Here is a 19,391-nt window from a genome sequence, read left to right on the forward strand (position 1 = left end):
GCGTCAGTCGCGGTTCACCTGCACGACGCCGGTCATGTTCTCATCGCCATGGCCGGCCTCGCTCGCCCGCGCGAAGAGGCGTTTGGCGGCTTCGGTCATCGGCATCCGCGCTTCTCCGCCCTCGGCGATGGCATAGCGGAAATCCTTCGAGATCAGGTCGACCGGGAATTGCGGGGTGAAATCCGAGCGCTGCATCGTGCCGGTGATATAGGGCGCGTTCGGTGTCCAGATCGGGGTGGAGGAGAGCGCCTCCAGCGCAAGATCGATATCCATGCCGCCGCGCTCCAGCATCGGAATGATCTCCGCCCAGGCCGCGACCTGAACGCCCAGCATGGCGTTCGTCGCGAGCTTCATTCGCGCGCCCATGCCCCACGTGCCGACATGATGCTGTGCCTTGGCGAGCGGCTCGAGCACGTCATTCACACGCTTGGCGGTCTCAGCCTCACCGCCGAGGAAATAGACCAGCGCGCCGTTCTCGGCCTGTGGCAGCGTGCCCGATACCGGCGCTTCCAGAAAGGTCAGCCCACGCTCGCGGGCGAATTCGCCCAGCTCTGCCGCACCTTCGGGCGTAATGGTCGAGCTTTCGATTGCGACGGAACTTTCCGGAAGACCTGCGAAAGCGCCCGTTTCCGGGTCGCACCAGACCTCGCGCGAGACATCGGTGTCGCGCAGCATCGAGATCGTGAACTCGGCGGCTGCGGCGGCGTCGCGCGGGGTCTTCGCGCCGGTGGCTCCGGCCTCGATCAGCGGGTCGCAGCGCTCCGGCGTCCGGTTCCAGACGACAAGATCGTGGCCCGCATCCAGAAGGGTTCGCGCCATCCGCGAGCCCATCGCTCCCATGCCAAGAAATGCGATTTTCGCCATGCTCTGCTCCTGTTCGTGATGCTGTTGCTGACCGAATGCGAGGCGCCTTCGCAAGGTTCCGAGAGCGGCAGGCACATGCTGGTGACCGCAAGGGGGCCAAAGGCGCTTCCATCGGTATGGAGATAAATCCGACAGGGGGGCGAACGCTCGTTCTCCGGCCTTTGTTCCATGACCGATTGCCCCGACGGCCACCGTGCCGCTCGCCGGTTCTCCGATTTCTCGTGTGCCGGCTTTGATAAGGGTAAAAATGGAGGCGACGCTCGACATTGCGCGGGTCTATGCGGAAGATGCATCAAGCGCCCGAGCCCGGCGCGGAACCCCGCGCGGCAGCGGGCGTTCTCCCAAGGTCAAGCCAAAGGAGCCGCTCATGGCCTCACGCGCGATCTGGAAAGGCCAGCTCAGACTGTCGCTGGTCAGCATCCCCGTCGAAATCCACTCCGCGACCAAATCCGGCGCGCGACTGTCGTTCCGGCAAATCCATGGGCCTTCGGGCAAGCGTGTCCATTATGAGAAGACCGTCCCCGGCATCGGGCCCATCGACGCCGACGAGATTCTCAAGGGCTACGAGCTCGGCGACGATGAATATCTGCTGCTGGAGCCCGAAGAGATCGACGCGATCAAGCTAGAAACAAAGAAGACGCTTGAGCTTGTGCAATTCGTCGACGCGTCCGAAATCCCGCCGCTTTATTACGACCGGCCCTATTACGTCGTGCCGACCGACGATCTGGCGCAGGATGCCTACCGGGTGGTGCGCGATGCGCTGCGGCAATCGAAGAAGGTGGGGCTTGGCCAACTGGTGATGCGCGGCAAGGAATATCTCTGCGCGCTGCGGCCCTGCGGCGACGGCATCCTGCTGGAGACGCTTCATTATGCCGACGAGATCCGCGAAGCCGACCCGCTGTTCTCCGACATCGAGGACGAACCTGCGGACAAAGAGCTTCTGGAGGTCGCCACTCAGTTGATCGACCGCAAGACCGACAGCTTCGACGCCTCCGCCTTCACCGATCACTACGACGCGGCTTTGCGCGATCTGATCGACCGCAAACGCAAGTCGAAGAAGACGCCCCGCGCCAAGGCGGGCGAGGATGACAGCAGCAGAGGCGGCGATAACGTGGTCGACCTGATGTCGGCGCTGCAGGACAGCCTCAAGGCCGATGGCAGCGACAAATCCGGGGGCAAATCGACGGGTCGCAAATCGTCATCGAAAACCTCCGGCGCGAAGTCATCCGGGTCGAAATCCAGCAAATCCTCCGGCGCGAAGTCCTCAACGAAGAAGTCGGCGTGATGGGAAGCCTCGATCGTTATCTCGAGATGCGCGACTTCGCGCAGACGCCAGAGCCCGATGGCGGCACCGCCTCGGGCCATCTCGCGCCGCGCTATTCGATACAGAAACACGACGCGACGCGCACCCATTTCGATCTGCGCCTCGAATGGGAGGGCGTGCTGCTGTCCTGGACGATCACCAAGGGACCGTCTTTCGATCCGGGTGAAAAGCGGCTCGCGGTGCGGACCGAGGATCACCCGCTCGACTATCTCACCTTCGAGGGGACGATCCCGAAGGACAACTATGGCGCGGGCACGGTGATGCTGTGGGATCTGGGGCATTGGCAGCCGCTGATCCCGGTCGGCAAGGCGCTCAAGAAAGGGCATCTGCACCTTCGCCTGCATGGCGCGCGACTGACAGGCGAGTGGCACCTGATCCGCATGAAAACCGAAGGCAAGCGCGAGAACTGGCTGCTGACGAAGGCGGAGGACGCGGCCAGCGGCGCGCGCGATCCGGTTGCGCGCTATCGCCGCTCTGTTCTCAGCCAGCGCACGATGCGCGAGATCGCCGCCGACAAGCCGCCCGTCAAGACGCAAGGCGGCAAACGCCCTGGCTTCTCCAAGCCGCAGCTGGCGACCCTGTCGGACAAGATGGTCGCGGGCGAGGGGTGGTGGCACGAGCTGAAATTCGACGGTTACCGGGCACTGATCGCGCTTGGAGACGACGGCCCGCGCGTCTTCACACGCAACGGCAAGGATTGGACGGATCGCTTCGAAGGCCTGCTGCCCGCCTTGGCTGAGACCGATTGCGACAGCGCCCTGATCGACGGCGAGATCGTCGCAGGCGCAGGTCTCGACGGGTTCTCGGAATTGCAAAAGGCGATCACGGCAGGCGGGCCGTTCCGCTTCTACGGATTCGATATCCTGTCGCGCGACGGCGAGGACCTGCGCAAGGCGCCGCTCTCCGAACGCCGCGAAGTGCTGGAGGAGGTGATGAAGCCGCTCCCCGCGCTGGGGCCTGCGCAGCTCTCCCCGGTGATCTCCAAAGACCCCGAGGGTGCCTTCGACACGATCTGCAAAGCGGGCGGCGAGGGACTGATCGCAAAGCGCATCGACGCACCATATCGCGGGACCCGCTCCAAATCGTGGATGAAGGTCAAATGCGAGCGCCGCGACGAGTTCGTCATTCTCGGCTGGCAGGAAAGCGACAAGCGTGGCCGGCCCTTCGCCTCGCTCGCGCTGGGGACCGCCGAGGGCGACGGCTGGCGCTATGTCGGCAAGGTCGGCACCGGCTTCGACGAGGATCAGGCGGAGGCGTTGGCCAAGGCGATGAAACCGCTCGCCCGCAAGACCGCGCCCGCCGATGTCGAGGCATCGGAGGCCAAGGGCATGCACTGGATCAGGCCCGAACTGGTCGCCGAGATTCGCTATGCGGAGCGCACCGGGGGCGACCGGTTGCGGCATGCGGTCTTCCTCGGGCTGCGCGAGGACAAGCCCGCGCGCACGGTACGGCTGGATAACGACGCACCCTCCGAGGAGCGCCCGAACGTCGCGGAGATCGGGATTTCCTCGCCCGAGCGGGTGGTATTCGAGGGCGCCGGCTATACCAAGCTCGATGTCGCGCGTTATTACGAGGCGATGGCCGATCGCATCCTGCCGCATCTTGCCGAGCATCCGGTGTCGCTGCTCCGGCTGCCCGAAGGTCTGGGCGGCGAGCGCTTCTTCCAGAAACACGCAGGCCGGGGCTTTCCCGACGGGATCGAGAATGTCGAGATCACCGAGAGTGACGGCAAGACCGCGCAGTACATGATGATCCGCACAGCGGAGGGTCTGGTCGCGGCCGCGCAGATGGGCACGATCGAGTTCCACATCTGGGGCAGCCGCGTCGATCGGCTGGAGCGGCCCGACCGGCTGGTCTTCGACCTCGACCCCGACGAGGGATTGGATTTCGCCGGGGTCAAAGATGCGGCCATCGAGATCCGCGATCTGCTGGCCGAGTTGGACATGCCGAGCTGGCCGCTCTTGTCCGGCGGCAAGGGTATCCACGTGACGGTGCCGCTCCGGCGCAGCGCCGGATGGGACACGGTCAGGCTTTTTGCGCGGGTCTTCTCGCATCTTCTCGTCGCGCGGTCGCCCAAACGCTATACCGCCGAAATGTCGAAGTCGAAGCGGAAGGGTCGGATTTTCGTCGACTGGCTGCGCAACGGCGAGGGAGCGACAGCGATCGCGCCCTATTCGCTGCGCGCACGGCCCGGTGCGCCGGTCGCGATGCCGATCTCGTGGGACGAGTTGAAGAAAGTCCGCAAGGCCAACGCCTTCGATCTGGGCGCGGCGCTGGAGCGTGATGCAGCGATCGCGTTTCCCGATGCCGTCTCGATTAGCCAGGGTCGGGTCGACAAGCTCAAAGATATGCTCGACGCCTCGGAGTGACTGCCTCCCTCACGCGGTGGGCAGGTCGACCAGCGTGTGATGCCCGTCGTCGCGCATCTCGTAACGCAACGTGGCCCCCAGACGCGCCAACGCATCGCGCGCGATCGCGAGGCCTAGGCCAGAGCCATTCGCATCGGCACCTTTGCCCTTGACGAATTTCTGTCCCGCCTGCTGCGCGATCTCTGGCGGCAGGCCGGGCCCGCCATCATGGATGTCGATCAAAAGCGCGTCGTCGGACCCGGTCACACGCGCCTTGATCGCTGCTCCGTCCGGGCTCGCCTGCACCGCGTTCTCGATCAGGTTGCGCAGGGCGAGGGACAGAAGCAGCGGATCGCTGCCGACGCTCGGGGCGTCCAGAGCGCTCTCGAGTTCCAGTGTCACCCCCCGCCGCGTCGCAGGCCCCGCCAGATCGCCCAGCACCTGCCGCAGCAGCCCGGTCAGTTCGACCGGGGTCGCCCGCGTCTCGCGGCTATCCACCTGCGCCAGATCGAGAAGTTGCCGCACCATCCGGTCGGTCCGATCGACGGAGGTCGAGATTGCGGCAAGGGCGTGTTCCCGGGTGTCGGTATCGGGCGCATGGCGCGCGATATGGGCCTGTGTTTTCAGCCCGGCGAGCGGCGTTTTCATCTCATGCGCGGCGTAGGCGATGAACTCGCGCTCGCGCCCGCGCGCGGCGGCCAGTCGTGCCAGAAGGTCGTCGAGCGCTCCGGCGAGCGGGCGGATCTCGCGTGGTTGCTGGGCAGTGCCGGGCAATGCGCGCAGATCCTCGCTGGGCCGCGCGTCCAGATCGCGGGCGAAGCGGTCTAGCGGTGCCAACCCGCGCGAGATCGCAAGCCAGATCAATCCCCACATCACCGGCAGGATCACCAGCGCGGGCCACAAGAACCCTTCGATCACGTCGCGCACCAGCCGGTTGCGCATCGCGAGACTGTCGCCCACCGTGACCTGCCCGCCGAGGTCGGGGTCGATGATCGTGTAGACCCGCAGCGCCTTGCCGTCGCGCGTCACATCGCGAAAGCCCGTTGCATCGGCGGGCACCAGCTGCGCGCTCGGCGCCCCGTTCGAGCGTCCGACGAGACCTTGGGTGAAAGACCAGATCTGGCAAAATTGCTGATGCTCGTAGCTCTCGTCATGCGAGAGGGTGATCTGCGCCGGATCGTCACGGTTCAGCGCGATCTGGTTTTTCGAGACCAGAGACGAGACCATGCGCGCCGCCTCCACCAGACGCGCGTCGAGCACGCGCGTCACCTCGGCGCGGGTGGAATTCTCGATCCAGAGCACCGCCGAAAGCCAGACGGCCAGCGTCGCGCCGGTGAGGATCAGGAAGAGGCGGAGGCGGAGCGAGATGGCGAGGTCTCCTCTGGGCGCAGCCGGTAGCCGATGCCGCGCAGCGTTTCGATGAAATCGCGCCCGAGCTTCGCGCGCAGATGGTGGATATGAACTTCGACGGCGTTGCTCTCGACCTCTTCGTCCCAGCCGTAGAGCCGGTCTTCGAGATCCGATTTCGCAAGCACCCGTCCGGGGCGTTCGGCCAGCGCCTGCAACACTGCGAATTCGCGGCGCGAGAGTTTCAGCGGTTGGCCGTTGAAGGCCGCGCTACGGGTGCCGGGGTCGAGCTCCAGCCCGGCATGGGCGATCTGTGCTGCCGCTCGCCCGTCCGACCGGCGCGACAGGGCGCGCAGCCTCGCAGCCAGCTCGTCCAGGTCGAAAGGCTTGCCGAGATAGTCATCAGCGCCTGCGTCCAACCCCGCGACCCGGTCCTCGACCTGATCGCGCGCGGTCAGCAGCAACACCGGCAGCCCGGCGCGGCCTGCGCGCAATTCGCGCAGCAGTTCGAGCCCGGAGCCATCGGGCAGCATCAAATCCAGCACGAGCGCGCGATATTCCGCCCCGGCCAGCGCGGCGCGGGCATCTTCGAGGCAGGAGACGACATCGGCTGTGAAGCCGGCCATGCCGAGCCCGACCCGCAGGCCATCCGCCAATATGCTGTCATCTTCGACGACGAGTATGCGCATCTTTTCTCCTTCGCGGCGGATACAGCGCACGAATCTTAAGACTGACTTAAGCTTCGCCCGCGATCCGGCCAACATGAACGCAAAGGCTCTTTCCCGTCTATCGCTGCGCACCCTCTGGGGCGTGTTTCTGATCTCGCTGCTGTTGCCCGGCCTCGCTGCGGCGCAAAGCTTCGATCTTCTGAAGCCCAAGGGAGGCAGCGGTCCGCTGTCGCCCGAAGCGGCGTTTCAGGTCGAGACCGAGTGGCAGGATGACGGGACGCTCGCCGTCTCGTTTGACATCGCGCCGGGCTATTACCTCTATCGCGAGCATCTGACGGTGAGCGCCGAGGACGGCGATACGCCGGTGATCGAGACGCAGCCGGGCGAGATGAAGGACGATCCGAATTTCGGCACGGTCGAGGTCTGGCATGATCACACCGAGGCCGTGGTGAGCGACATCACCGGCCCCTTCACGCTGCACTGGCAGGGCTGCGAAGAAAAGGGGCTTTGCTACCCGCCGCAAAGCCGCGAGATCGTGCCGCCGGATGGGGCCGCGACTGCGTCTGCATCCGGCGCGGCGCAGTCGAACCAAGCCGCCGGGGTGCCCGATTATGCGCGGAGCGACGCGCCTGCCTCGTCTTCTGCGCCTGCGGCGTCCTCCGAGGCCGAAAGCCCTTCACCGGCTGCATCCAATTCCGAAGAAAGCGGGAGCGAGCTGAGCCTCTCTTCCGATGACGGGCTCGTCGCAGGGATAGCGGCGAAAGGCGGCTGGGCGCTGGTGGTGGCCTCGTTCTTCGGCTTCGGTCTGCTTCTGGCCTTCACCCCTTGCGTTCTGCCAATGGTGCCGATCGTGGCCGGGATGCTCGGCGCGCAAGGAAAAGACCTGACGCCTGCGCGCGGGCTCGCATTGACCGGAACCTATGTGCTGGCGATGGCGGTGGCCTTCGGGCTTCTGGGCATCGTGGCAGCGTGGTCTGGGCAGAACCTGCAATTCCTGATGCAGGCCCCTGCGACGGTGATTGCGCTGGCGCTGCTGTTTGCCGTCCTCGCGCTGTCCTCCTTCGGGTTGTTCGAGCTGCGCCTGCCGCAGGCGCTGACCAACAAGGTGAGCTCCGTGCAGGGGCGGCGCGGCACGCTTGCGGGGGCGGCGATCCTCGGCTTCACGTCGACGCTGATCGTCGGACCTTGCGTGACGGCCCCGCTGGCCGGGGCCTTCCTCTATATCGCGCAGACGGGTGACGCCGGGCTCGGGGCCTCGGCGCTGTTTGCGCTGGGGTTGGGACAGGGCGTGTTGCTGATGGCCGTGGGGCTCTTCGGTTCGGCGATCCTGCCGCGCATGGGCGAATGGATGGTCGGCGTGAACCGCGCCTTCGGCTTCGTCTTCCTGGGCGTGGCGATCTGGCTGCTGAGCCGCGTCATCGCCGGTCCGGCGATCCTCGCGCTCTGGGCACTGCTGCTGATCGGTGCGGGCGTGGCCCTGGGCGGTCGCGACCGGTTCGGACCGGAAAGCTCGGGCTTGCGCCGCACCGGGGGCGCGCTTGGCGTCGCGGCACTGCTGGCCGGTGCCATCGAGGGTATCGGTGCGGCAAGCGGGGCCAGCGATCCACTGCGGCCGCTTGCTCCCTTCGCAGCGAGCCAGACCGTCGCGGCTGCCTCGTCGGGCGTGCTGACGGAGGATGACTTCACCCATGTCGAGACGCCCGAAGCGCTCGACGCCGCACTGGCCGCTGCGAAGGGCGCGCCGGTGATGCTGATCACCACCGCCGAATGGTGCACCGAATGCGCGACCATCGCGCGCGAGGTGATCCCCGACCCGCGGGTGCAGGCTGCACTGCGCGACGTCACGCCCATCGCGGTCGATGTAACCAAAACCGGCGCGCCGCAGCAGGCGCTTCTGAAACGGTTGGGCGTGATCGGCCCGCCGACGCTGATCTTCCTCAACCCAGATCACACGGAGGCGCAGGGCACCCGCCTGATCGGGGATGTCACCGCGCCGAAACTCACGACCTCGCTTTCGGAGATCGCTCAATGACCCTCACCCGCCTCGTCCCCTTTGCCCTGATCGCACTCGCGGCCTGTGCACCCGAGCCGCCTGCCTCTAACCCAGAGCCCGCGCCGCAAGCGCCGCAGCTCAGCGCACGCGTAAAAGCGATCTACAGCGCGATGGAGGACGACGGGCGCACGATCCCCGCGGTGAAGCCCGAGTATCTGAGCGAGGAGAAAGCGCGGCAGGAAGTCGATTACTGGACCGACGAGCCGCCCGGCACCATCGTGGTCGACCCTTGGGCGCGCAAGCTCTACCTCGTGCAGAAGAATAACCGCGCGCTACGCTACACCGTCGCGGTGGGCGAGGACGGGCGCGGCTTTTCCGGCAAGGGACGCATCCCATATCAGCGGGACTGGCCAAGCTGGACGCCGACGCAGAGCATGATCAAGGAGGATCCCGAGCTTTACGGACCGGTCAAGGATGGGCTCGAAGGCGGGTTGGACAATCCCTTGGGCGCGCGGGCGCTTTATATCCACCGGGGGAACAAGGATACGCTCTACCGCATTCATGGAACGATGGATGACAGTTCGATCGGCAAGGCGACCTCGGCGGGCTGCATACGGCTGTTCAATCAGGACATCATCGACCTCGCCGACCGCGTCCGCTCTGGCACGCATGTCGTCGTGCTGACCCGTGCCGAGAGCGGCAAGGGCACGGTGCCGCCGGGCCAGCCGCTGCCGCCCGTTCCCTACTCACCCGAAGATTTCCCCCAGACCACAGGAGACAATACATGATCGATCGCCGGAATTTCCTTACCCTTGCCGGCGTCGCCGCGGGCTCCACGCTGATCCTGCCGACGGCGAGCCTTGCCGAGGTCGACATCTCGCCGGACGCGGTGTTCCACGATCCGGTCGCGCCCGCGATTGGCAACCCGGATGGCGATATCACGCTGGTCGAGTATTTCGACTACCAGTGTCCCTACTGCAAATCGAACCACCCGGTGGTCGAGAAGGTGACCCGAGAAGACGGCAATTTGCGTGTTGTGATGAAGGACTGGCCGATCTTCGGCGCGCCCTCCGTCTATGCCTCGCAGCTGGTGCTCGGCGCGCAGAGCATGGGCAAATACAAGGAAGGGCTCGAGGCATTGATGGCGACGGAAGGAAAGCTGTCGAACGATCTGATCGACAAGACACTCTCCGACGCCGGTGTCGATCCGGACAAGGCGATGGCGGGCTACAAGGCCAACCGCAAGGAGATCGACGCGCTGCTGTCGCGTAACGATGCGCAGGCAGTCGCGATCGGGCTGCGCGGCACGCCCGCCTATATCGTCGGGCGCGACGTCTATCCCGGCGCGGTCGATGCCGACACGCTGCGCAAGGCGATCAGCGACGCGCGCAAGGCCTGAGCGGCGCGCTCTACTATGGCAAAAAGGCCCCAGGGAGGATCATTCCCCGGGGCCTTTCTCATCGCGGGCCTTCCCTCGGCGGGAAGGGCACCGGCGATTAGCTGTTGTCGCCGTCTTTCCAGATGCGCAGGGTGCTGATCTTCGCGCCGCCGTTCAGACCCGAGCTGTCGAAGACATAGACGCGCGGATTGCCGGAGGACGCGTTCGCGGTGGCATTGGCGTTTACCACGGTGATGCCTGCGCCGGCGCCGACATGCCATTCGCCGCCGCTCTGCACTTGCTTGACGGACTCTTTGGTCGGGAAGACATAGATCTGGCTGGCCTGCTTGGCGCCGATCTGGAGACCGACCGAGGCTTTGCCGATGTCATAATAGCCTTGGATTTTGCCGTTCTGGACCATGGCACCCGAGCCACCCGAGCCACCGACGCCGAGGTCGATCGTGGTCACTTCGGGGAAGACGAGGACGGCAGCGGAGTCGGTGGCGACTTTCTTGCAGGAATCCTCGAGGCTGGCGCATTGCTTAAGCGCTGCGGCGACCTGCTGGTCCAGGTCGGGGCGCGGCTGGACGCCCTTCGCGTGGTCGATCGTGGATGCGGGCGTGGCGGCCATCGCCATCGTGCCCATGAGCGATGCGGCAATACCAGCGGTCAGGGTGCGAATCTTGGATTGCATGAGATGCCTCCTTTTCAAATTACGGGAATGAAACGAGCCCGATCGGCCCACGTTCCTTTTCGGATCACTCACGTAATTCAGAAAAACGTGTCGGAACCGGAAGCGGACACGCTGAATTCGCGCGCGCGCGCGGGGAGGCGGCGCGGGAGGCTGAGTGCGGTCACGCCATGAGGCTGTCCAGCACGGGCCCCATGATCGCCGACGTGTCGCGCCAGTCGGGCAGAGCCGTTCCCGCAGTTGCCGATGCCGCACCCATCCGGGCGCGCAGTTCGGCATCTCCGAGAAGCTGTCGCAGCGCCTCGGCGACGTCGAGGTGGGCATCCACCGGAACGAGAAAACCTGCGTCTGGCGGCACCGTGTCGGGCACGGCGCCGGTGCGACAGGTCACGATGGGCAGCCCGTGCAGCATGGCCTCGCCGAAGACCATCCCGTAGCCCTCGTAGCGGGTCGCCAGCGCGAAGATCGCGGCGTCGCGATAGGCCGCGTCGAGCGCGTCGCGTTCCATCCGTCCGGCAAGCTGTACCCGCGCAGCCAGTCCGAGCCGATCGATCTGCTGGGCGAGCGCGTCCGCCACGTCGGGATCGTGCGCGCCGCCCACGATCTGTGCGCGCCAGTCCAGGTCTCCGATCTCCGCCAAGGCGTCGATCAGGACGTCATGGCCCTTGCGTGCGGCCAACAGCCCGACCGACAGGATCAAGGGCGGGCTCGGTTTCGCGCTCTCCAGCGCCGGAGGACGGTCGAAGCCGGGCAGGGCGATGGAAATCTTCTCCGGAGCGACACCGAACTCCTTTTGCAGGATCGTGCTGGTATGCGGGCTCGGCACCACGACATGCGCGGCGCGGCGCAGGTTCTCTCTCTCGCGCCTCAGCAGATGACGCGCGCGGTCTTCGGCGAGGCCGGTCTCGAGGCCTAGCGGATGGTGCAGCATCGCCACCACGGGCGCCGCCATGTCATCGAGTACCTGCGTATCGATCGAGCCGAATACCAGCCCGTCTAGGATCACCGGAACACTCCCGGGGATGGCGGTCAGCTGCGCGCGCGCGGCCTTGGTTTCCTCGGATGTCGGATCGGGAAAACCGGGCGGCAGTTCGAGATGCTCGACGTTGCGGCCCTCCGCCCGCAGCGCCTCGAGCAACTTGCGCTCGTAGATGAACCCGCCGGATAGCTGGGCGATGTCTCCCGGAATGGCGAAAACGGCTGGCGTCATTTGATCTCTCTCCCGATTCTGTTTGGCGCGCTGCTCGGCCCCGTCGCGGCGCGGCGCGTTCGGTCCCCTCGCCAGCCAGATAGGCCGCGACCCGCGCGAGGGCGAGGAGAACGGCCGAATGCCACAACAGTGCGTCATCCGGTGGCGAGCCAGTCAGCGCGAGCAGCCTGCCGATCCCGCACCCCGTTGCACCTCGCGTTTCCTCGCGTCTCGCGGCGGGCTTACGCTCAGTGCCCCCGCGTGGAGCGACGCTGCACGATCTGGTAGCCGAGGTCGACGATCTTCTCCTGTGCCGCGGTACCAGAGAGGGAGTCGAGGATCAGTTGCACGGCCCCTTCGCCCATTTCGCGCCGGAACGTGCGCACGGAGGAAATCGACGGCTCGGCGGCTGCCATCATCTCCATGTCGTTGAAGCCGCAGATACCGAGATCGTCGGGGATGCGCAGGTTGCGGCGCTGCGCTTCGAACATCGCGCCGAGGGCGAGGTCGTCGTTGATGCAGAAAATCGCGTCGGTCTCGGGGGCAATATCCATAAGCTGTGCGAGCAGGTGGCTGCCCAGCGTCACCGAGGAGGCGCGGGTGGTCGTCTGGATACGCTTGCCTTCCTCGACGCCCTGCGCGCGCAACTCGTCGCGGAAGCCGTGGAGACGGCGCTGCGTGCGCGGGTCCATCCGCGCGCCGAGGAAACCGGGACGGCGATAGCCCTGCGCGAACAGGTGCGCGGTGGCGGCGCGGGCGGCGTCGTAATGCGAAAAGCCGATCATCCGGTCATAGGGGGCGTCGCCGGTCTCCATGATCTGCACCACCGGGCAGCCCGCCTCGCGCAACAGCGCCTGCGCGGCCTCGGTCTGGTCGATCCCGGTCACGATCAGTCCCGCCGGGCGCTGCCGCAGGAAGACCCGGATCAGGTTCTCTTCCGACAGCGGCGCATAGCGCGAATAGCCGAGCTGGACTGAGTGGTGCGTGCCTTCGACTGCGGAATAGATACCGTCCATCACATCGGCAAAGACGTTGTTCGACACCGAGGGCAGGATCACCCCGATGATGTCCGAGCGGGTCGAGGCGAGGGCGCGGGCCGCGGGGTCGGGAAGGTATCCGAGCGATTCGATGGCGGCGGCGATCTTGTCGCGCACGGCCTGCGAAACGACCTCGGGATTGCGCAGGGTACGCGAAACCGTGGCAACGCTTACACCGACATGATCGGCGACGTCGCGCATCGTAACTGATTTTGTTTCCTTGTTTTTATTCATTGATCCTCCCTGCGAGCGCGCCCCTGCTCAAAAGTGCGATTGACGAATGTAACCGCTTACATTACCCCTCAGTGCCCAAGAAACACCTGTGAACCCGGTAAGGCAAGATGGCAAACAGCAGCAGCGCGAACGCGACACCGGTCCTAGTGATGGGCGTCTGCGGCACCGGCAAGACGACGGTGGCGCGGCTCGTGGCGCAGGCCGTGGGTGGCGTGTTCCTCGATGCTGACGATTTCCATCCGCCCGAGAATGTCGCGCACATGGCCGCCGGTCTGCCGCTCAACGACGAGATGCGCTGGGACTGGCTGGACCTCGTGGCGAAGGGCGTGATTGAGGCGGGGCGCGACGGCAAGACGGTCGCCTTCGCCTGTTCGGCGCTCAAGCGGTCCTATCGGGATCGCCTGCGCCAGAGTCTCGGCGTGATTCATCTCGCGCATCTCACCGGGCCGCACGACCTGATCGCAGCGCGAATGGCCGCGCGCGAAAATCACTACATGCCGATCGCGCTGCTCGACAGCCAATTGGCCGATCTGGAATTGCCGGGGCCCGACGAGGCCCCGCAGACCTGCGATATCCGCGAAGCGCCCGAGGCGCTTTGTTCGCAGATATTGAACGCCTGGGGCCTCACGGCCTCGCAAGTTTGATTTCGTCTATTAAGGGAGGACACCATGACGAAACCGATCCGTAAAATCGCCCTCGCGAGCGTCGCCGTTCTGGCGCTGGCCAGCGCTGCGAATGCCGAAACCCACAAGTACAAGTTCCAGAGCTCGGACCCGGCAGGCAATCCGAACTTCGAACTCCAGCAGAACTGGGCGAAGAACCTCGCCGAGCGCACCGACAACCAGATCCAGGTGGAGATGATGCCCGTGGGCTCCGTCGTCGAGCATAACGAGACGCTGGACGCGACCGGCGCCGGCATCATCGACGGCATCGTGACCGACATCTCCTACTTCGCGGGCAAGGACCCGGCCTTCTCGCTGCTGGGCAACCCGGTCGGCGCATGGTCGAGCACCGATCAGCTGCTGGACTTCATGAACAATGGCGGTGGCCAGAAGCTCGCGAACGATCTGTTCGAGCCCTATGACGTTCATTACATCGGCTCGACCACCACCGGTCTTGAAGCGCTCGTGTCGAAAGTGCCGCTCGACGGCGTGGCTGACCTGAAGGGCCTGAAGATGCGCGCGCCGGAAGGCCTTGTGCAGGACGTCTTCGCGGCGGCGGGTGCTGCTCCGGTGAACCTGCCGGGGTCCGAAGTCTACACCGCGCTCGACAAGGGCGTGATCGACGCGGCTGACTACACCGTGTTCTCGACCAACCAGGCGCAGGGCCTCAACGACATCGCGCCGAACCCGGTCTATCCGGGCTTCCACTCGATGCCGCTCGTCGGCGTCGCGATGAACAAGAAAGAGTGGGAGGCGCTCTCGCCCGATCTGCAGAAAGCCTTCGAAGAGTCGGTTAAGGAATTCGCGGACAAGGAAGTCAGCGATCTCGCGGCTGCCGACAAGAAGGCCGTGGCCAAGGCCGAAGCAGGCGGCAAGATCCACGTCCACGACTGGTCGGATGAAGAGCGCGCCAAGTTCCGCCGCATCGCGATCACCCAGTGGGAAAAGGTCGCCAAGAAGTCGGAGAAGGCGCAGCACGTCTATGACGTCCTGACCGACTATCTGAAGAAGAACAACCTTCTCTGATCTGATACACTAACGGTGCGGGGCTGCCATTGCGGCCCCGCATTTTTCCAGTTTCCTGACAGCAGCGGTTTTTGCAATGTCACAACCCGACAAGACCGGGGTGGATCACCCCGCACATGATCCGCACACGCCGGAACCGGTGCAGAGCGAGGACGAAGCGGCGACCATCGCCGAAGCGGGCATCCTCGGCCGCGCGATCAACGCCGTGGGAATCGTTTTCGCGATCGGCATCATCGCCTCTGCGCTGATCCTGCTAAACGAGGTCGTGCTGCGCTACGGCTTCAACAGCCCGACGATCTGGGCGCATGAGACCACGATCTTCCTCTGCGCGATGGCTTTCGTCTATGGCGGGCTCTACTGCGTTGTGCGCAACAGCCATATCCGCGTCGTGCTGATCTACGATCTGGTGACCGGCCGGGCGAAGCGCATCCTCGACGCGATCATCTCGCTGATCTGTCTCTTCGCGGCGGGCTTCTTCGCCTGGGCAGCCTACGGCATGGTCATCAAGGCGACGATGCGCCCCGGCGGCGGCGTCCACTTCGAGACCTCCGGCAGCGCCTGGGATCCGCCGTTCCCGGCTTACCTGAAGATTTTCCTCCTCGTGGTGCTCGGCCTGATGGTGGTGCAATTCGTGATCATGGCGGTGAACTACCTGCGGGCTGCCTTCGCATCGGAGGCAGGTAAATGATCGAGCATCTGCTGAGTTTCGACCTCTCCGCTCTGGGGATCGGCTACGGGACGGTCCTGCTGTTCGCGCTGCTGATCGGCCTGCTGCTGACCGGCATGCCGCTGGCTTTCGTGACCCTGCTGGTGGCGCTGATCTTCGCGCTCGGCTGGTTCGGCCCGATGGCGGTGCCGCTGATCACCAGCCGCGTCTATTCCTTCGTATCGAGTTTCGTCTTCGTCTCGGTGCCGATGTTCGTGATGATGGCGGCGCTTCTGGACCGATCGGGCATCGCGCGCGATCTGTTCGAGGCGATGAAGCTCGTCGGTGGCCGGATGCGCGGCGCGGTGGCGATCCAGACAATCTTCGTCTCGGTCATTCTCGCGGCGATGTCTGGCATCATCGGCGGCGAGATCGTGTTGCTGGGTCTGCTGGCCCTGCCGCAGATGATCCGCCAGGGCTATGACCGCAAGCTCGCCATCGGCGTGATCTGTGCGGGCGGCTCGCTGGGCACCATGGTGCCGCCGTCGATCGTGCTGATCATCTACGGTCTCACCGCGAACGTCTCGATCGGCGATCTGTTCACCTCGGCCTTCATCCCGGGCTTCATGCTCGCGGCCTTCTACGTGATCTTCGTGATCATCCGGGTGAAGCTGAACCCCGATCTGGCGCCTGCGCCGGAGCCCGACGACCGTCCGTGGTCGGAAAAGATCAAACTGCTGAAGGGCCTGATCCTGCCGGTCCTGGTTATCGGTTTCGTGCTGGGCTCGATCTATGGCGGCATCGCCTCGGTGACCGAGGCCTCGGCGCTTGGTGTGGCGGGCGTGATGCTCTCGACCATCATCCGGGGCGAGCTGACGCTCTCGATGCTCAAAGGGGCCGCGCTGCAGACGCTCGCGACCTGCGGGATGATCGTCTGGATCGGTATCGGTGCTTCGGCTTTGGTCGGCGTGTTCAACCTGATGGGCGGGATCGACTTCGTTTCGGCGCTGCTGAAGGGCGTGTCGGATACCCCGATCATCGTGATCCTCACGATGATGGCGATCCTGTTCTTCCTCGGCATGTTCCTCGACTGGGTCGGGATCGCGCTGCTGACGATGCCGATCTTCGTGCCGATCGTGAAAGACCTTGGCTACGACCCGGTCTGGTTCGGCGTCGTGTTCGCGATGAACATGCAGGTGAGCTTCCTGTCGCCGCCCTTCGGGCCAGCTGCTTTCTACCTGAAGTCGGTCGCGCCGAAGGACATTTCTCTGGGCGAGATCTTCCGCTCGCTGCTCCCCTTCATCGCGATCCAGATCTTCGCGGTGGGGCTGCTGGTGGCCTTCCCGGCGATCACCGGGCACTGAGGCCAACCGGATTGAAACGAAAAGAGGCGGGCTTCCGGGCCCGCCTCTTTGCATGTCTGAGTGTCACGCCGTGCCTCAGGCCGCGGCAGGTTGCTCGCGAAACTCGCTCAGCACCTCGGCGGCGATCTTGAAGGACTTCTGACGCGCCTCCGCGTCGTGGATCATCCCGGTCACCATCAGCTCGTCGGGCTCGTATTGCGCGATCAGACGCGCCAGATCGTCCCGTACCTTGTCCTTGGAACCCGTGGCCGAGCAGGACAGCGCGCGCTGCACCTGAACCATCATCTGCGGCGGCACCTCGGACAGATCCTCGGTCGGGCGCGGCAGCTTGCCCGGCATACCCGAGCGCAGCCGCGCGAAGGCCAGCACCTGAGACGAGCGCAGATATTGCGCCTCCTCATCGGTGTCGGCGGCGAAGACCCCGGCGGCCATCATCGCGTAAGGCTTGTCGAGATGGACCGAGGGACGGAAGCTCCTGCGATAGATGTCGAGCGCATCGCCCAGCATATCGGGCGCGAAATGCGACGCGAAGGCGTAGGGCAGGCCGAGATAGGCGGCAAGCTGCGCGCCGTAGAGGCTCGAGCCGAGGATCCAGATCGGCACATGCGTGCCTGCGCCCGGAATGGCGCGCACCCGGAAATTCTCTGCCTCGTCGCTGAAATAGGCGAGCAGCTCCTGTACGTCTGCGGGGAACGTGTCCTCGGGCGACATGTTGCGGCGCAGGGCGCGGGCGGTGCCGCCATCGGTGCCGGGCGCGCGGCCCAGCCCGAGGTCGATCCGGTCGGGATAGAGCGTGGCCAGAGTGCCGAACTGCTCGGCGATCACCAGCGGCGCGTGGTTGGGCAGCATGATGCCGCCCGCGCCGACGCGCATCCTCTTGGTCACCGAGGCGACATGGCCGATCAGCACCGAGGTCGCGGCGCTGGCGATGCCGGGCATGTTGTGATGCTCGGCCAGCCAGAAGCGGTGATAGCCCGCGTCTTCGGCCATCCGGGCCAAGTCGGCTGTTCCCGCCAGCGCATCGGCTGCGGTCTTGCCTTCGGGCACGGGCGACAGATCGAGAAGTGAGAATTGCTGCATGGGGAACCTCCGTCGGGGCAGAGCTAGCGCGCCGCGCAGGGCTGTCCAACGCCGCGCGCGCCTGTTGATCTCCTACCTATGACCCCGCGTTCCGCTTTGCGAGGGGGGCGGCGGGTCTGCATAGTGCGCAGAGCCAAGCGAGGAGGATGGACATGGCCGACCCGGTGCAGATTTCGGTGAGCGCGGAGGGCGTGGCGGAGGTGACCCTCAATCGCCCGGAAAAGAAGAACGCCTGGACCTTGGAGATGTTCGACGTGCTGGCCGAGGCGGCGCAGAGCCTGTCGCAGCAAAAGGGCCTGCGCGCGGTGATCCTGAGCGGCGCGGGCGGCTGCTTCTCGGCCGGGCTCGACCTGAGTGTGATGCAAAGCTTCGCGGCCGATCTGGCGGGGGTGAAGGCGCAGATGACCGAACCCGATGCGCAGGGCGCGAACCGATTTCAGCGCCCGGTGACGCGATGGGCGCAGCTGCCGGTTCCGGTGATCGCCGCGATCGAGGGCGTGGCCTTCGGGGCGGGGATGCAGCTCGCGCTCGGTGCAGATTTCCGGATCGCGGCGCCGGATGCGCGGCTGTCGATCATGGAGGCGAAATGGGGGCTGATCCCCGATATGGGCATTTCGCAGAGCCTGCCGAAACTGACCCGCGCGGATATCGCGAAAGAGCTGATGATGACGGGCCGGGTGCTAGAGGCCGGTGAGGCGCAGAAGCTGGGGCTGATCACGCGCGTGGCCGAGACCCCGCTGCGGGCGGCGCGCGACATGGCCGCCGAATTCACCCTGCGCTCCCCCGAGGCGCTGGCGGCGAGCAAGGCGCTGGTGGAGCAGGCATGGACGATGCCGCCCGGCGGCGGGTTGGCGCTGGAGGCCGAGTTGCAGGCCGAGATCATCGGCGGTCCCGCGCAGATGGAAATGGTGATGGCGAACCTGCAAAAGCGCGCGCCAAATTTCTCTCAAGGATAGAATGTCAGCGAAATGTCTATAAGGTGAGGGCGTAAACGCACGAAAGGAGAGTGCCGCTCATGCCCGCAGGAGAACGCCGCATCGTCTCATCCCGCCATCTGGCCGAAGGGCCGGGCTGGGAAGCCTCGGAATTCGAATACGGGATGATCATCGCCTACAACTCCTTCGCGCGATGGATGCAGCGCTGCATGGCGGCCTCGGGGATGGAGCTTTCGCCGCTCGAAATCCTCGTGCTGCACAACACCAATCACCGCGACCGCGAAAAGCGGCTCAACGACATCACGTTCCTGCTCAATATCGAGGACACGCATACGGTCAATTATGCGCTGCGCAAGCTGTTGAAGCTGGGGCTGCTGGATTCCGAGAAGCGCGGCAAGGAAGTGTTCTACCGCACCTCGGAAAGCGGGCGCGAGCTGTGCGAACGCTATCGGAAAGTGCGCGAGGAATGCTTGCTCGAGCCGATCCAGAAAGGCGGTATGGCGGGCGAAGACCTGCGTGAGATCGCCTCGGCCCTGCGCGTGCTGTCTGGCTATTACGATCAGGCGAGCCGCGCGGCCTCTTCGCTCTGAGGTCGCGCGGGTCGT

At 65.4% G+C, this 19,391-nt stretch carries 18 protein-coding genes; 11 read left to right on the plus strand and 7 right to left on the minus strand.

Features of this window, described 5'->3' with window-relative positions; genetic code table 11:
* Positions 1-3 precede the first annotated feature (3 nt).
* Positions 4-864, minus strand: coding sequence for an NAD(P)-dependent oxidoreductase (locus tag DEM26_RS03835; protein ID WP_158275075.1), 861 nt, complete (start codon positions 862-864; stop codon positions 4-6).
* Between the two features lie 367 nt (positions 865-1,231).
* On the opposite strand from DEM26_RS03835, the gene ku reads away from it, so the two are divergent.
* Positions 1,232-2,149: a non-homologous end joining protein Ku gene (gene ku, locus DEM26_RS03840; protein ID WP_075776325.1), complete on the plus strand. Its 918-nt coding sequence runs from the start codon at positions 1,232-1,234 to the stop codon at positions 2,147-2,149.
* Positions 2,149-4,557 carry a DNA ligase D gene (gene ligD, locus DEM26_RS03845; protein ID WP_109171746.1) on the plus strand — a complete coding sequence of 803 codons (2,409 nt, stop codon included), beginning with the start codon at positions 2,149-2,151 and terminating at the stop codon, positions 4,555-4,557. The genes ku and ligD overlap by 1 nt, the downstream gene beginning before the upstream one ends.
* Before the next feature lie 9 nt (positions 4,558-4,566).
* On the opposite strand, the gene DEM26_RS03850 is transcribed toward ligD, so the two are convergent.
* Entirely contained in the window at positions 4,567-5,904 is a 1,338-nt protein-coding gene (locus tag DEM26_RS03850; RefSeq protein ID WP_369907735.1) for an ATP-binding protein, read from the minus strand.
* Positions 5,877-6,572 (minus strand): response regulator, encoded by a 696-nt coding sequence (locus DEM26_RS03855; protein ID WP_075776322.1) that lies wholly within the window; start codon positions 6,570-6,572, stop codon positions 5,877-5,879. Before DEM26_RS03855 ends, DEM26_RS03850 begins: the two co-directional genes overlap by 28 nt.
* A 73-nt stretch (positions 6,573-6,645) precedes the next feature.
* Here DEM26_RS03855 and dsbD point away from each other — a divergent pair, with 73 nt between their 5' ends.
* Genes dsbD through DEM26_RS03870 form a run of 3 tightly spaced genes read left to right on the plus strand, consistent with a single transcriptional unit; the run spans position 6,646 to position 9,943 of the window.
* Positions 6,646-8,583: a protein-disulfide reductase DsbD gene (gene dsbD / locus DEM26_RS03860; RefSeq protein WP_233243014.1), complete on the plus strand. Its 1,938-nt coding sequence runs from the start codon at positions 6,646-6,648 to the stop codon at positions 8,581-8,583.
* A complete protein-coding gene (locus DEM26_RS03865; protein WP_109171748.1) occupies positions 8,580-9,332 on the plus strand; it encodes a L,D-transpeptidase in 753 nt (250 codons plus the stop codon). The genes dsbD and DEM26_RS03865 overlap by 4 nt, the downstream gene beginning before the upstream one ends.
* Positions 9,329-9,943, plus strand: coding sequence for a DsbA family protein (locus tag DEM26_RS03870; protein WP_088721995.1), 615 nt, complete (start codon positions 9,329-9,331; stop codon positions 9,941-9,943). The genes DEM26_RS03865 and DEM26_RS03870 overlap by 4 nt, the downstream gene beginning before the upstream one ends.
* Before the next feature lie 97 nt (positions 9,944-10,040).
* Here DEM26_RS03870 and DEM26_RS03875 read toward each other — a convergent pair whose 3' ends face one another.
* The 3 genes from DEM26_RS03875 to DEM26_RS03885 form a co-directional block, all read right to left on the minus strand.
* Positions 10,041-10,616, minus strand: coding sequence for a YSC84-related protein (locus tag DEM26_RS03875; protein WP_088719154.1), 576 nt, complete (start codon positions 10,614-10,616; stop codon positions 10,041-10,043).
* A gap of 160 nt (positions 10,617-10,776) precedes the next feature.
* Positions 10,777-11,823 (minus strand): glycosyltransferase family 4 protein, encoded by a 1,047-nt coding sequence (locus DEM26_RS03880; protein WP_109171750.1) that lies wholly within the window; start codon positions 11,821-11,823, stop codon positions 10,777-10,779.
* A 227-nt stretch (positions 11,824-12,050) separates the two neighbouring features.
* A complete protein-coding gene (locus DEM26_RS03885) occupies positions 12,051-13,073 on the minus strand; it encodes a LacI family DNA-binding transcriptional regulator (protein ID WP_075776316.1) in 1,023 nt (340 codons plus the stop codon).
* 107 nt (positions 13,074-13,180) lie between these two features.
* On the opposite strand from DEM26_RS03885, the gene DEM26_RS03890 reads away from it, so the two are divergent.
* From DEM26_RS03890 to DEM26_RS03905, 4 genes are all read left to right on the plus strand, one after another.
* Positions 13,181-13,717: a gluconokinase gene (locus DEM26_RS03890; RefSeq protein ID WP_075776315.1), complete on the plus strand. Its 537-nt coding sequence runs from the start codon at positions 13,181-13,183 to the stop codon at positions 13,715-13,717.
* Between the two features lie 24 nt (positions 13,718-13,741).
* On the plus strand, positions 13,742-14,761 hold the full coding sequence (locus DEM26_RS03895; RefSeq protein WP_109171751.1) for a TRAP transporter substrate-binding protein: 1,020 nt from the start codon (positions 13,742-13,744) through the stop codon (positions 14,759-14,761).
* Positions 14,762-14,837: 76 nt separating this feature from the next.
* The gene (locus DEM26_RS03900) at positions 14,838-15,449 is read left to right on the plus strand and encodes a TRAP transporter small permease subunit (RefSeq protein WP_077701141.1); all 612 of its coding nucleotides are present in this window, start codon (positions 14,838-14,840) and stop codon (positions 15,447-15,449) included.
* Positions 15,446-16,771, plus strand: a complete 1,326-nt coding sequence (locus DEM26_RS03905; protein ID WP_075776313.1) for a TRAP transporter large permease — start codon at positions 15,446-15,448, stop codon at positions 16,769-16,771. The genes DEM26_RS03900 and DEM26_RS03905 overlap by 4 nt, the downstream gene beginning before the upstream one ends.
* A 75-nt stretch (positions 16,772-16,846) precedes the next feature.
* Here the strand turns inward: DEM26_RS03905 and DEM26_RS03910 are convergent, their stop codons facing one another.
* A complete protein-coding gene (locus DEM26_RS03910) occupies positions 16,847-17,851 on the minus strand; it encodes an LLM class flavin-dependent oxidoreductase (protein ID WP_075776312.1) in 1,005 nt (334 codons plus the stop codon).
* Between the two features lie 152 nt (positions 17,852-18,003).
* On the opposite strand from DEM26_RS03910, the gene DEM26_RS03915 reads away from it, so the two are divergent.
* On the plus strand, positions 18,004-18,807 hold the full coding sequence (locus DEM26_RS03915; protein WP_109171752.1) for a crotonase/enoyl-CoA hydratase family protein: 804 nt from the start codon (positions 18,004-18,006) through the stop codon (positions 18,805-18,807).
* A gap of 59 nt (positions 18,808-18,866) precedes the next feature.
* Entirely contained in the window at positions 18,867-19,376 is a 510-nt protein-coding gene (locus DEM26_RS03920; protein WP_075776310.1) for a winged helix DNA-binding protein, read from the plus strand.
* Positions 19,377-19,391: the final 15 nt, after the last annotated feature.

Source organism: Thioclava sp. NG1 (assembly GCF_003122275.1).
Lineage (GTDB): Bacteria > Pseudomonadota > Alphaproteobacteria > Rhodobacterales > Rhodobacteraceae > Thioclava > Thioclava nitratireducens.

Excerpts from the sequence above, each read along its gene's own strand:
- DEM26_RS03835 (WP_158275075.1), bottom strand. The coding sequence starts at position 864 with ATGGCGAAAATCGCATTTCTTGGCATGGGAGCGATGGGCTCGCGGATG.
- ku (WP_075776325.1), top strand. The coding sequence starts at position 1,232 with ATGGCCTCACGCGCGATCTGGAAAGGCCAGCTCAGACTGTCGCTGGTC.
- ligD (WP_109171746.1), top strand. The coding sequence starts at position 2,149 with ATGGGAAGCCTCGATCGTTATCTCGAGATGCGCGACTTCGCGCAGACG.
- DEM26_RS03855 (WP_075776322.1), bottom strand. The coding sequence starts at position 6,572 with ATGCGCATACTCGTCGTCGAAGATGACAGCATATTGGCGGATGGCCTG.
- dsbD (WP_233243014.1), top strand. The coding sequence starts at position 6,646 with ATGAACGCAAAGGCTCTTTCCCGTCTATCGCTGCGCACCCTCTGGGGC.
- DEM26_RS03865 (WP_109171748.1), top strand. The coding sequence starts at position 8,580 with ATGACCCTCACCCGCCTCGTCCCCTTTGCCCTGATCGCACTCGCGGCC.
- DEM26_RS03870 (WP_088721995.1), top strand. The coding sequence starts at position 9,329 with ATGATCGATCGCCGGAATTTCCTTACCCTTGCCGGCGTCGCCGCGGGC.
- DEM26_RS03875 (WP_088719154.1), bottom strand. The coding sequence starts at position 10,616 with ATGCAATCCAAGATTCGCACCCTGACCGCTGGTATTGCCGCATCGCTC.
- DEM26_RS03880 (WP_109171750.1), bottom strand. The coding sequence starts at position 11,823 with ATGACGCCAGCCGTTTTCGCCATTCCGGGAGACATCGCCCAGCTATCC.
- DEM26_RS03885 (WP_075776316.1), bottom strand. The coding sequence starts at position 13,073 with ATGAATAAAAACAAGGAAACAAAATCAGTTACGATGCGCGACGTCGCC.
- DEM26_RS03890 (WP_075776315.1), top strand. The coding sequence starts at position 13,181 with ATGGCAAACAGCAGCAGCGCGAACGCGACACCGGTCCTAGTGATGGGC.
- DEM26_RS03895 (WP_109171751.1), top strand. The coding sequence starts at position 13,742 with ATGACGAAACCGATCCGTAAAATCGCCCTCGCGAGCGTCGCCGTTCTG.
- DEM26_RS03900 (WP_077701141.1), top strand. The coding sequence starts at position 14,838 with ATGTCACAACCCGACAAGACCGGGGTGGATCACCCCGCACATGATCCG.
- DEM26_RS03905 (WP_075776313.1), top strand. The coding sequence starts at position 15,446 with ATGATCGAGCATCTGCTGAGTTTCGACCTCTCCGCTCTGGGGATCGGC.
- DEM26_RS03910 (WP_075776312.1), bottom strand. The coding sequence starts at position 17,851 with ATGCAGCAATTCTCACTTCTCGATCTGTCGCCCGTGCCCGAAGGCAAG.
- DEM26_RS03915 (WP_109171752.1), top strand. The coding sequence starts at position 18,004 with ATGGCCGACCCGGTGCAGATTTCGGTGAGCGCGGAGGGCGTGGCGGAG.
- DEM26_RS03920 (WP_075776310.1), top strand. The coding sequence starts at position 18,867 with ATGCCCGCAGGAGAACGCCGCATCGTCTCATCCCGCCATCTGGCCGAA.